At 30.0% G+C, this 12,596-nt stretch carries 12 protein-coding genes; 1 reads left to right on the forward strand and 11 read right to left on the reverse strand.

Going from position 1 to position 12,596, the window contains the following annotated elements; all coding sequences use genetic code 11:
• Nucleotides 1-37: 37 nt before the first annotated feature.
• The 9 genes from ACVHXK_RS09405 to ACVHXK_RS09445 form a co-directional block, all read right to left on the reverse strand.
• Entirely contained in the window at nt 38-1,003 is a 966-nt protein-coding gene (locus tag ACVHXK_RS09405; protein ID WP_461206131.1) for a sulfatase family protein, read from the reverse strand.
• On the reverse strand, nt 990-1,943 hold the full coding sequence (locus ACVHXK_RS09410) for a glycoside hydrolase family 113 (protein WP_461206132.1): 954 nt from the start codon (nt 1,941-1,943) through the stop codon (nt 990-992). The genes ACVHXK_RS09405 and ACVHXK_RS09410 overlap by 14 nt, the downstream gene beginning before the upstream one ends.
• Nucleotides 1,944-2,058: 115 nt before the next feature.
• Nucleotides 2,059-3,081, reverse strand: a complete 1,023-nt coding sequence (locus tag ACVHXK_RS09415; RefSeq protein ID WP_461206133.1) for a glycoside hydrolase family 130 protein — start codon at nt 3,079-3,081, stop codon at nt 2,059-2,061.
• A gap of 86 nt (nt 3,082-3,167) precedes the next feature.
• The gene (locus ACVHXK_RS09420) at nt 3,168-4,001 is read right to left on the reverse strand and encodes a carbohydrate ABC transporter permease (RefSeq protein ID WP_461206134.1); all 834 of its coding nucleotides are present in this window, start codon (nt 3,999-4,001) and stop codon (nt 3,168-3,170) included.
• A gap of 2 nt (nt 4,002-4,003) precedes the next feature.
• Complete coding sequence (locus ACVHXK_RS09425; protein ID WP_461206135.1) at nt 4,004-4,900, reverse strand: carbohydrate ABC transporter permease; 897 nt, start codon at nt 4,898-4,900, stop codon at nt 4,004-4,006.
• Nucleotides 4,901-5,027: 127 nt separating this feature from the next.
• Complete coding sequence (locus ACVHXK_RS09430) at nt 5,028-6,362, reverse strand: ABC transporter substrate-binding protein (RefSeq protein WP_461206136.1); 1,335 nt, start codon at nt 6,360-6,362, stop codon at nt 5,028-5,030.
• Between the two features lie 412 nt (nt 6,363-6,774).
• A complete protein-coding gene (locus ACVHXK_RS09435) occupies nt 6,775-7,791 on the reverse strand; it encodes a LacI family DNA-binding transcriptional regulator (protein WP_461206137.1) in 1,017 nt (338 codons plus the stop codon).
• Nucleotides 7,792-7,836: 45 nt separating this feature from the next.
• Nucleotides 7,837-9,015: a glycoside hydrolase family 130 protein gene (locus ACVHXK_RS09440; RefSeq protein WP_461206138.1), complete on the reverse strand. Its 1,179-nt coding sequence runs from the start codon at nt 9,013-9,015 to the stop codon at nt 7,837-7,839.
• Nucleotides 9,012-10,184: an AGE family epimerase/isomerase gene (locus tag ACVHXK_RS09445; protein ID WP_461206139.1), complete on the reverse strand. Its 1,173-nt coding sequence runs from the start codon at nt 10,182-10,184 to the stop codon at nt 9,012-9,014. The genes ACVHXK_RS09440 and ACVHXK_RS09445 overlap by 4 nt, the downstream gene beginning before the upstream one ends.
• 279 nt (nt 10,185-10,463) lie before the next feature.
• Between ACVHXK_RS09445 and ACVHXK_RS09450 the strand changes: the two genes are divergently transcribed.
• Entirely contained in the window at nt 10,464-11,255 is a 792-nt protein-coding gene (locus ACVHXK_RS09450; RefSeq protein ID WP_461206140.1) for a sulfite exporter TauE/SafE family protein, read from the forward strand.
• A 135-nt stretch (nt 11,256-11,390) separates the two neighbouring features.
• Here ACVHXK_RS09450 and ACVHXK_RS09455 read toward each other — a convergent pair whose 3' ends face one another.
• Together ACVHXK_RS09455 and ACVHXK_RS09460 are read right to left on the reverse strand one after the other, a co-directional pair.
• Nucleotides 11,391-12,116, reverse strand: coding sequence for a permease (locus ACVHXK_RS09455; protein ID WP_461206141.1), 726 nt, complete (start codon nt 12,114-12,116; stop codon nt 11,391-11,393).
• Nucleotides 12,113-12,595 (reverse strand): permease, encoded by a 483-nt coding sequence (locus ACVHXK_RS09460; RefSeq protein WP_461206142.1) that lies wholly within the window; start codon nt 12,593-12,595, stop codon nt 12,113-12,115. The genes ACVHXK_RS09455 and ACVHXK_RS09460 overlap by 4 nt, the downstream gene beginning before the upstream one ends.
• Nucleotide 12,596: the final 1 nt, after the last annotated feature.

The following is a 12,596-nucleotide window of genomic DNA, read 5'->3' on the forward strand; positions in this document are numbered from 1 at the left end:
TTTTTTATTGTAATCTAATAGGTAACATCTAGATTTGTTATTTTACATAAATTGGTTCTGTTAGGTTGATGGCTATGAGATACTCACCATGGTCACTAGTAAATATTACTAGTGTATTATCACTTAGTTTCTCTTCCTCTAACGTTTTTATTATTTCTCCAACACAATCATCTACGTGAGATACTAGAGCCAAATAATATGCTCTAATTTCTTTCCAATCATCATTACTTAAGTCTTTTAATATTTCCATAACTTTCTCATCTTTGCCTACTAATGGCAAATCAAGTTTGTTTTTTTCAATTAAATCAATATAACATTGTGGTGGATTAATAGGAGTATGCGGAGCATAAAATCCTGCTATAGCAAAGAAAGGCTTATTCTTATCAGTACTTCTCAAAAAATTACACATCTCTGAAGCAACGAAACTACTATGTGTATATTCTTTTCTTCCCCCAAAAACATATGGTTCATGAGTTTCTCTTGGAATATGTGAAAAGACTTTTGCTCCAAATTCTACTGCAGCAGGTGGTAGTGAAGTTCTTACTTTATCAACCATGTCATGATCAATATTTTCTACCCATTTTATATATGCATCATCATAACAACCTGGTTCATCTGATAAAATAAATGTATCAAAACCATAAAGAGGATGTGGATCTTTATGATCACGCCTACTATGTGGTTGGAAATGTAGCTTACCTATTTGAGCTGTATTATAGCCATAAGATTTTACTATTCTATTTACTGTACACGCATTTTCGTCCAAAGGAACACCATTAGTTCCTATACCTATAGAACTACAATACCTTCCTGTTAAAAATGACATTCTGCTAGGCATGCACACAGGATTCTGAACAAAATAGTTGTTAAATTTAGCTCCCTTCTCCGCTAACTTATCTAAATTAGGTGTAACTGCGTATTTATTACCATAGCAACCTAATGTGTCTTGTCTTTGCTGGTCTGTATACAAAATAAGTATATTAGGTCTTCTACTTGTTATCATAATTACTCCCTTTCCTGTCTAAATAAAATTCTCTTACTATTTTCTCTGCTGGTTTCCCATATATTGAATAACATTTGTTTTTGTGGGCATTATTCTCACTATATATAATCCCCGGCCATTCCCATAATCCAAAACCATTTATCCACTTCTCATTATTAACTTTCTCAAACATAACTTTATAATAATCTTCTTGTTCCTTAAAATCTATTTCTCCTTCTAAATCCCATTTATTAGGTATTTTACTTGCTCCAGATTTACTTTGACATCCAGCCTCTGCAAAAAAGAATGGTTTTTTATATTCATTAACAACTTTTTTTATCCTCTCTAACTGTGTATCCCAATCACTAATTGGATAATATCCACTGGATGAAATTACATCAACTTCATCCCACCAATTAACAGTGTTTTCTTGATATTTATCACAATTGTAACTAACTAAGCCTTTATAAATTTTTCTAACATCTTTTATTAATTTTCTCCATTCACTTTCACGCCTTGTTGTTTGTACCATTTCACAACCAACTATAACCATTTCACAGTTAGTTTTTTCAGCTATCTTAGCATAATGAAGCTGATATTCTGTATAGCTTTTAAACCATTCACTCCATTTAGGTTCAAATGGTACATCTATATCAAAAAAGTTAATGTGCGCTCTCCATATACCATTTTTTACATTAACTGTTGGTTTTAATATAACTTTCAAACCCATAGATTTAGCATAATTAATCATTTCAATTAATTCCAAATCTCCGACAATATGTTCACCTTTATAATCAATATCTACTGAGTGTGCAGTATCTTGAAGCGCAGCAATAGCTATAATAATATAATTACAATTAGTTCTTTCTTTTAGCAATACTAAAGACTGTTTAACCCCTTTTTTTTGAAATTCTCCTCTTCTACAACCCCACCCAAAAGTAATTCCTTTAATATAATCCATATTATTTTCTCCTTGTATATTCATTTTACTAATGCATATAAATCAAAATCAAGGTACTCTATTAAGATTTACCTTGATTTTATATATTCACATTATCAAAATCACTTTTTATTCATTATATTTTACCAATACTTGTATCCTCACCTACAACCTCATTATTTTCTATAACATATGCTACTATTTCTTCTACTGTTGTGAATGCTACACCAACATATGTATCAGCAGCGCCATAATATATTGTAATTCTTCCTGTCTCTGCATCATTAAGTGTTGCACATGGGAAAATTACATTAGAAACAAAGCCTCTTTCTTCATACCACTCTTCAGGTGTTAATACATAATTTTTACTTCTGTATTTTACTTTTGATGGTTCATCTTTATCTAAAATAACTGCACCCATACTATAAACATAACCATTACAAGTACCTGTTACTCCATGATAAAACATAAGCCATCCTTCAGTTGTTTCTATCGGTGCTGGACCGCCACCAATTTTTAATGCCTGCCACCAGCCTTGCCCACCTTTACTCATAACATGTCTATGTTTACCCCAGTATTTTAAATCTGGACTTTCACTTAAAAAAACATCTCCAAACGGTGTGTGTCCACTATCACTAGGACGAGATAGTAGCGCAAAATTACCATTAATTTTCTTAGGGAATAAAACCCCGTTTCTATTAAATGGTAAAAACGGGTTTTCAAGTCTTACAAAAGATTCAAAATCAGTTGTTTTAGCTATTCCTAAGGAAGCCCCAAAAAAATCAGTACACCAAATAATATAATAAGTATCCTCTACTTTAACTAATCGAGGATCATAAGCATATTTAGGCTGAAAATCATTACCATCTTCATCTACAAAATCTATTCTTTCTTCATTTATATCCCATTTAATTGCATCATCACTATACCCTAAATGTAAATGCGGTCTCCCTGTTATCGTTTCTGCTCTAAATACACCTATAAATTTACCTTCATATGGTACTACTGCACTATTAAATATTCTTGTAATTCCTTTTACAGGATTCCTTTTTGTAATAGGGTTACCAGAATATCTCCAAACTGGTGCATTTATTCCTTCTGGCTTTTTTTCCCAAGGCATATTAGAAACATTATCTCCAACTATTTTTACTGTACTCATAATTTATATTCTCCTTTCATCTTTTCCCATCGGCTATTAAATATAATTCTCACATTACGAGATTTTTTTCATTTTTATTTCTAATATTATTTAACAGATCCTTGTGTAAAACCATTATAGATATATTTTTGCAATGATAAGAAAATAGCTAGTGTAGGTATTATTGCAATAATTATAGCTGCACAAATAACTTCCCATTGTGATCCATAAGGCCCTTTAAATTTAAATAATGCCGTTGAAATAACTTGAAGACCATCTTTAGGCATATATAAAAATGGTGTATAAAAGTCATTATATATAGACACTCCTTTAATTATTAACACCGTTGCAATTGCAGGCTTTAATAATGGTAGGATTATCTTACTGTATATTGTAAAGTATGATGCTCCATCTAGCATTGCTGATTCATCAAGAGAAATTGGAATTCCATCTAAAAATTGCAAGAATATATACACCGCAATAATATCAGTGCCCATATAAAGTATGATTGCAGCAAACCGTGTATTGTAAAGATTAAACATATTTATTATTTGAAAAGTAGCAACTTGCGTTGTTACCGCAGGTATCAAAGTAGCAAGTAAGTACAAACTCATAATAAATTTGCTACCTCTAAATTTAAATCTATTTAATACATAAGCAACCATTGTACCCAAAAGTATTGCTCCCCCTATAGAAATTACTAAAATAAATATAGTATTCATAAAACCAAGAAACATCTTTCCTTCAACAAATGCTCTTCTAAAATTTTCAATGTTTAAAAAACTACTTGGCAACGTTAAAGGACTTGTTATTTTATATTCTTCACCGGTCTTAAAAGAAGCTATAAAAATAACAGCAATAGGTACTAAAGCTATAAATGCACCAATAAAAAGAGATAAATATTTTAATAAATCACCAATAAAGTACTTTATCCTATTCATTATTATGCCTCCTTATCTCTAAAGAATTTTTTTTGTATAATAGCAGTTATAATTACTATAATCAACAGCACTACTGCCATAGCAGATGCTAATCCGAATTTGCCAAATTCAAATGCAGTATCTAGTGTTTGAATTACAAAAGTTTTACTCCCATTTGCTCCATCTGTCATAATAAATGGTATTTCAAATACAGAAAGTGCTCCCTTTATTGCTAGAATTAAATTCAACTCAATTATTCTTTTTATACTAGGGAAAATAATATATTTAAATTGATGCCATTTACTTGCTCCATCAATTTCAGCAGCTTCATATATGCTTCCAGGTATTGATTGAATAGCTCCTAGAAAAATAATAAAATTGAACCCAATATACCTCCATATAGAAGCACCTGCCAATGATATATTTATTAAATCAGGGTTTCCTAACCATTTTTGAGTAAAAGCTCCTAAACCCATTAGATTCATTACTGTATCAAGTGTTCCTGTAGGTTTGAAAAAAAACAAGAAAACAAATCCAACTGCAACACCATTTAATAGGTAGGGAAAAAATAAAATTGCTTTAAATATATTTTTACCTCTTACTTTTGCACTCAGAATTGTTGCAAAATATAATGCTAAAGCCATCTGCACAAATGAACCAACTAAATAATACAAACTAACCTTAAAAACCGAAAAATACTCCGGTCTAGTAAATACTGTTATATAATTTTCAAATCCTACAAATTCTTTATTTTTACTAAACCCATTCCAATCATAAAAACTATAAACTATCATCTTTTCAAGTGGCCAAAAAGAAAAGGTCAATAATAGAAATAATGGTATTATCAAAAATGCTGCTATAATTATTATTCTTTGCTTTTTATAACTCAAATTTGAGAGTTTAAAGTTAATCATACTCATATCTACTCCTCCTCACTAAAATTCAGGACCGTGTTATTAATTGCTGATTTTTATATAACAACATTTACCAACACAGTCCCTCATAAGGTATGTCCTAATTTTTTTAATTAAATAACATAATTATAATTTATTTTACAACTTTAGCTCTTGCATCTGCCCATTTAGTATTCAAATCACTCATTATATCTTCGAAAGATTCGTCTGTATTTCCTAATCCTGCTTCAATAATTCTTTTTTTGAAGTTATCTGCCCATAAACCCACTTCAGATTCATTGTCTATATCTTCTACCCAACCTTCTTCACCTTCTGGAGCAGGTGCTTTCGCAATTAATTTAACACCAAGTTCATCGAATGCTGCTAATGATGAAGGCATTGGTGAACCTTTTAATGGTGAAATAGCTTCTTGAGATTCAGCAAATTCACATTCATCCACAAAGAAATCTAGCCAAGCTCTTGCAGCCTCTTTATTTTCGCTGTTTTTGTTAATCCCTATTTTGTAGTCTCCACCACTATTACAATAAATATTTCCGTCTTCATTAGTATATGGAAATGGCATGTATCCAATATCATCAGGATTTTCAGCAAGATCTTTCATTTGTACTATTGCCCAAGAACCTAATACCATCGCTGCAATATCACCATCAGCAATCATTTGCTTTGAAGATTCCCAATCTGTAGTTAGTGGATCTTCTTCAATTAATCCTTCACTAACTAAATCGTACATTAATTTATATAAAATATAGTGAGGTGTTCCTTCATCAAATGGTGTATCAGTATGTGCTAATGTATTTACATATTCAGGATCTCCAGCAATAGAAGTTCTATTTGGCTCCCATTGAGTTAATGGCCATCCAGCGGCAAAGTTTGTATAGTATGGTGCAACAACATCCGTATTTTCTTTAATTTTTTTCATTGCATCTATGAATTCTTCTGGTGTCGCAGGAACTTTGTCTACGCCAGCTTCTTCAAACACTTTTTTATTATAAATTATACCTTGCGCGTTGGCAAAAGTTGGAATACCATAAACTTCTCCATTTATCGCTTTTTCGTCAGTAAACAAGTATTTTTCACTTAAGTCCTCTATTGTTCCTAATGATTCAAAGAAATCAGGTAATTCAGTTAAGTTTAAATCATTTGGTATAAGTAAAACATCCCCATAATCTGTTGTGTTCATACGAGTTTTTACTTGACCTTCATAATCTGTTATTGCTTCAAAATTTACTTTTACATCAGGATACTTTTCATTGAATTTTGTTTTGTACTCGTTAAAGGTTGTATCTACAAGATCAGTACGATTCGTAAGAACTGTAATTTCACCACTAATTGTCTCTTCAGCAGCCTTTTCTCCTCCATTGTTTGAAACTGAGTTGTTATTACTTGAATTATTACCTGTGCAACCAGCCAACATTGAAACTAATAAAGCTGTACTCATGATAAGTGGAACTAATTTTTTCATTTTCATATTTTCAACCCCCTAAAATTTATTAACTTAATCGTTAACTTTATAATTGAATTATAAACCTTTACATATTTTTTGTCAACCTATTTTTAAGTAAATTTAAGGTAATCCTTATTACAATATTTCTATATTTAAACGTTACAATAAAACTTATTAATAGCTGTAAACGTGAACATACCTATAAATGTGGGATTCTATTTTCATTGTTTTTTTAAGTTAACGTGTAGCTAAATAATAAGATATCAAAATATTTTAAATAAAAAAATAAAAATTCTTCAAAACACCTAAAAAACTCATATTATAACTTTTTCTATTTTTTTATACCCTTTCGAAAAAAAATTTATACTGTGAAGTAGTACCCGTTTTAGCATTTTAATTGTTCATAATTATTTACTTAGAAAAAAACAAGGTAAAATTAATTACCTTGCTTCAAAGACGCAACAGAATCCCTATATATTATATTACCCTTTATTAGAACACGCCCATATTTAACGTCGTCATTTTTAACTTTACTAATAATTGCTTTTACTACCGTTTCAGACATAGTTTCTATATCAACTTCTACAGTAGTGATTTGTGGTTCTGATATAGTTGAATATATATCATTATCAAACCCAACCACAGATATATCACCTGGTATATTATACCCTTCATTTTTCAACCTTTTTATAAGTTGATACGCTATTTTATCACAATTGCAAACAAAAGCCGTAGGCATCTTTTCTGGCATATCCAATTCGATAAAAGCTCCTTTTTCATCACGGTCTTTTATTACGTATTCATCTTTTAATTCTATTCTATGTTCTAATAATGATTTATAATATCCTAAAAATCTATCTTGTATACTACTAGTAGCATATATATTTCCTATATATGCAATATCACGATGCCCATTCTTTATTAGATAATTAGTTATCTCATATGTGCTATAAAAACTGTCAGTTATTACGGTATCTATCCTATTATGCTCATCATAAAAATCTAAACACACTACTGGAATATCTATTTTTTGCAGAGTATCAACATATTCCTTGCTAACTTGCCCTAATACTATAAATCCATCGACTTTTCGTTCATAATATATTCTTGGTAGATTAAGTTCTTGTTCATCCTTATCATTTATAATTTGCAAAATACCGTAATAGTTATATTTTTCAAGAGTACTAGCTATATGTTTGTAAAATTCCAAATAAAACGAATTCATTTCACCTGTAAACCGCTCAGCAAGAATAACTCCTATATTATATGAAATACCTTCTTTCATAGATTTAGCTACAGTATTCACTCTATAGCCCATATCTTCTGCTAAATTTTTTATTTTCTCCTTAAGTTCATCACTAACACCATCTTTATCATTTAATGCTTTTGATATTGTAACATTGCTTACTCCTAGTTTTTCTGCAATATCTTTCATTGTAATATTATTTTTCACAATCTCACCTCTAAACACAATAATAACATATTTACTTAATAAAAACTATTTTTTAAGTAAATTTACGTTATTTCTTATTAAATTTGCTCTCTGCTTAGCACAATCTAAAGACCTGTATTTATCTTCCGGCGTATTAAAAACGTAATCAACTAACTTATCTACAGTTGTTGTTGCTACATGCATTCTTGTATCAGATGATGCATAGTATATAAACACTTCTTCATCTTCATTTACTATAACACCATTAGAGAAAATAACATTTGATACATCTCCTATTCTCTCATCATCATAAGGCGCAATAAAATGACCTCCTGGTTTTGCTATTAACTTTGTAGGTTCCTCTATACTAGTAGCGAATGCATATAATACATATCTTAGTCCAGCAGCAGTATTGCGAACACCATGAGCTATATGAATCCAACCCTTTGCTGTTTTAATAGGCGCTGGTCCTTGCCCATTTTTCACTTCATAAATTGTATGATACCTTCTACCATCTATAACCTTCTCTGCTTCAATTACGGGATTTAATATATCATCACATAATCCAAATGCAATTCCTCCACCACTTCCTGTAGAAATAAATCCATCCTGTGGCCTAGTATAAAATGCATACTTGCCCTCAACAAACTCAGGATGTAGAACAACATTACGTTGTTGTGGCGAAGCAGTTTTGATATTAGGAAGCCTAGTCCATTTTTTTAAATCCCTAGTCCTAACTAATCCCGCTTGTGCAACTGCCGTAGAAGTATCATTTATAGGAGTTTCTTTATCTTTACTTTCTGAACAATAAACACCATAAATCCACCCATCTTCATGTTTTACCAATCTCATATCATATATATTAGTTTCTTCTTTATATATATCTTCCCACACTATCGGCTCATTAATAAACCTAAAACTATCTATACCATTATCACTTTGAGCTAGGGCAAAAAAAGACTTTCTATCTAGACCCTCAACCCTAACTACTAAATAATATTTACCTTCCAAATAAATAGCTCCTGCGTTCAAAGTCGCATTTACCCCTAATCGTTCCATAAAATATGGATTAGTTTCTTTATTCAAATCAAATCTCCAGTGAAGTGGTACATGATGTCTTGTTATAACAGGATATTTGTATCTATTATATAGTCCATTGTAAAACTCTTCATTTATCTCATTTTTTCTATTTAAAAAAGTATCTTGTTTTTCTTTTAACTCAAAATATTTTTTATGTATCATCATCCATCCATCCTTTCTATAAATTCTAGACAAAATCTTGTGTTATGATAAGGTGTTTTCCATGGTTCTGCAATATTTCTTTTAGTTACTTTCCCACTATCTTCAACAGACCAATACCACTCTCCACCTTGCCTTGAATCTATAATATTATTCTTAGTATAATTCCATAAACCCTTTACTCTATCTAAAAACTTATTATCTCTTGTATGTTCATAGGCATTTAAAAATCCTACCATTGCTTCAGCTTGAACCCACCAAACCCTTGTATAATCAATTATATCTCCTTCTTGCTCATTAACTAAAGACCCATCCTTTTGTATTGCATTCTCGGAAACATTATAAGCAATGTCTATTACCATACGTACAAGTTTAGGATCTTGTAATCCTAATATTTTTAATGCATCATCAATTAACCAACTAGCTTCTATATCATGTCCAAAAGATTTTAACTCAATTATCGATTGCCATTTATTATCGAAAAATATTTTTAACCATTTACTATCTTGATTAAAAATCTCATTATAAAAAATATACACTAAATTCGTAAGACGTTCTTTTAATTCCTGTGAAGGCCAAACACGATATAAATTAGTGTAGGCCTCTAATATATGCAAATGAGTATTGGTAGTAATTTTAGCTAGCACACCATTTTCACTCAGCATTTCATTTGATACTTCAACCCACTGACGATTAAACTCTTCTTTATAAGAATTTATATCTTGATTAAATCCTTTATCCTCAATTAATCTATACAATTCTTTTGCCAATTCTAAAGCTTCTACTTTATTTGTTACTCTATAATATTCACTTAAAGCGTATATTCCAAAAGCTTGTGTATATATATGTTTTCTTTCATCTATCGGATTTCCTTCAGCATCAACCATCCAGTATAATCCTTTATATTTTTCATCTATAATTTTATTACACAAAAAATCATACGCATGATGTGCACATTCTAAATATTCTTCTTTTTTAAGTACTCGATAAGCAGCTGAAAACGACCAAAGAAATCTAGCTGCAGCTATACCTCCTTTATCCCCTTGTTTAATAATATTTATGCCAAAATCAACCGAACCATAAAAGCCTCCATTTTTCTCATCTTTTAATTTTTCCCAAAATGGTAAAATGTGTTCGTTTACTTCTTTTATAACTGCACTTTTTAGTTTATCCACTAAATTACTTCCTCCCTTACAATTTTCTAATACATTTTTAAGTTAACGTTGACTTTAATTTAATCATACATTATCATCTATCTATTTGTCAATATTATTAATTATGAAATTCTCCATATTGTTTTCACTTTATCTAATATAAGTTATCTCATAATAGTCTCTTATGAAATATAATCAAACTTGAATTCGTCTTAAATTTGATATAGTATTAGAATAAATGTTTTTGGGATTATTATATAATATCAAAGAAATAAGAAAGGTTTTTAGGAGGCTTTTAAAATGTTTTTAGTTTATTTTCTTATTGGATTTATAGCCACAGTTGTCGGTTCTATGGCCGGACTTGGTGGTGGTGTTATAATAAAACCAGTTCTTGATGCATTAGGCCATTATGATCTTGCAACTATAAGTGTCTTATCATCTTTTACCGTTTTTTCTATGGCCATAGTTTCTACTTACAAACAGTTTCGTAATGGAGTAAAATTCAAAGGTAAAACCACACTAATAATTTCTTTTGGTTCTATATTAGGAGGGATACTTGGTAAATCTCTTTTTTCAAATTTTCTCTTTGTTTTACAAAACGAAAGTTTAGCTAAAACTATACAAGCAGTAATCTTAGCCTTATTAATGATTTTTGTATTTATTTATATCAATTTAAAAGAAAAACTACCAAAATTCGATATACATAATAGTTTTTTTATATTTTTCATAGGTTTCTTATTAGGAACTATAGCATCATTTTTAGGTATTGGTGGAGGTCCTATTAATGTAGCAATACTAGCAATTTTCTTTAGTATGGATACAAAAGAAGCTGCTATACACTCTATTTTAATTATACTATTTTCTCAAGCTTCAAAACTCTTAACCATCACTTTTACCACCGGTTTTAGTTTTTATAATCTTGAAATGCTCTGTTTTATGGTTCCAGGCGGGATAATAGGTGGACTACTTGGTGCAAAACTAAATAAAAAAATAGATAATAAGGATATACTTAAAGTATTTAATATTACATTAATTGTAATTATATTATTAAATATATGGAATTCATATGTAGGTTTTATGTCATCCTTTTAGTTAAAATTCTAAATACATATAAATAAAGAGATGAGATGTTTACAAAATTAAAACATCCCATCTCTTTTGAAAAATGTCGATTATAGTTAATTCATTATACTATATCTGAATGTAAATAACAGTTTTAACAAAATCTTAATCCAATCTAATAACCTTAGCAGGACATTTTTCACTTACTTCTTTTAATTTGTCCAAATCTTCCACTTTCAATACCTTATTTGTTACTTCAGCTTTTCTATTATTTATTTGAAAATATTCTGGCATGCTCTTTGCACAAAGTCCACACCCCATACAAGCTTCCGTTAATATGCTAATCTTTTTAACCTCACTTAATTCTTTAACTTCTTCAATTTTTACATCTTCTCTTTTAACAATCAAAGATACAAGATAAGCAATAATTACTATGGATATTACTGTCAAAATCCATCTTATACTCATAAAATGTACACCAAGAAATTTAGCTTCATTAGCTAACATAGGAACTTTAATTACTGCCCATGCACTTAAAATAACAACAATATTTTTAACACTAGCTCCTTTATTTAGAAGCATTTTACACACTAGAAATGCTGCATATATAGGTCCAGCTGAAATACTACCAAAGACAAAAGACAACAATATACCTTTGGTTCCTGAATCTTTTCCTAAATTCTTTACAATAGCATCTTTCGGAACCCAAGCATCTAAAATAGCCGTCAAAAGAAAAATAACTGGCATAATTTGCAACATTTCAATAACATAATACATACTATTATCTACAGATGAAATAGCCTTATCTTGAGCAAATATAAATAGCACTATATAAATTAAAATAACAAAAGCTAACAAAATATTTTTTTTAAATAAATTTACGATTTTCAAATGAACACCCCCATAGATATTGCAATAATAATTGCAAATATAAAACTAAATAAGTTTCTATAAAAAGCGAATTTTAATCCAAACTCCCTCTTTTCTAATGGGAATGTTACAAACCCAACCATTGTAAGTGTAGTTAAAAATGCAACTGCTGGTACAATACTTGCTCCTACATTGACTAAAGACCCTACCAATGGGAATGCTAGAAAAGCCGGTATCAAAGTAATACTACCCACAAATGCAGCTGCTATTGTTGATAACACTAAATTTGATTCTCCTAAAACATTTTTTATACTCTCTGGAGGAACAAATGTTAGTATTAATCCTATCAAGAATAATATTCCTATAATTTCTCCTACCATACTTTTCATCATACCCTTAGACATTTTCATCGAAGATAAAGTTTTATCTTTATCCTTAATCATAAAAAAAACAAACAAAATACCCGTCACTACCCAAAGCCCTATTGTAAATATATCCATG

The organism is Clostridium sp. DL1XJH146, from assembly GCF_054819755.1.

Coding starts and splice junctions, on each gene's coding strand:
- ACVHXK_RS09460 (WP_461206142.1), bottom strand. CDS start 12,595: ATGGATATATTTACAATAGGGCTTTGGGTAGTGACGGGTATTTTGTTT.
- ACVHXK_RS09430 (WP_461206136.1), bottom strand. CDS start 6,362: ATGAAAATGAAAAAATTAGTTCCACTTATCATGAGTACAGCTTTATTA.
- ACVHXK_RS09425 (WP_461206135.1), bottom strand. CDS start 4,900: ATGAGTATGATTAACTTTAAACTCTCAAATTTGAGTTATAAAAAGCAA.
- ACVHXK_RS09415 (WP_461206133.1), bottom strand. CDS start 3,081: ATGAGTACAGTAAAAATAGTTGGAGATAATGTTTCTAATATGCCTTGG.
- ACVHXK_RS09405 (WP_461206131.1), bottom strand. CDS start 1,003: ATGATAACAAGTAGAAGACCTAATATACTTATTTTGTATACAGACCAG.
- ACVHXK_RS09420 (WP_461206134.1), bottom strand. CDS start 4,001: ATGAATAGGATAAAGTACTTTATTGGTGATTTATTAAAATATTTATCT.
- ACVHXK_RS09410 (WP_461206132.1), bottom strand. CDS start 1,943: ATGGATTATATTAAAGGAATTACTTTTGGGTGGGGTTGTAGAAGAGGA.
- ACVHXK_RS09440 (WP_461206138.1), bottom strand. CDS start 9,015: ATGATGATACATAAAAAATATTTTGAGTTAAAAGAAAAACAAGATACT.
- ACVHXK_RS09450 (WP_461206140.1), top strand. CDS start 10,464: ATGTTTTTAGTTTATTTTCTTATTGGATTTATAGCCACAGTTGTCGGT.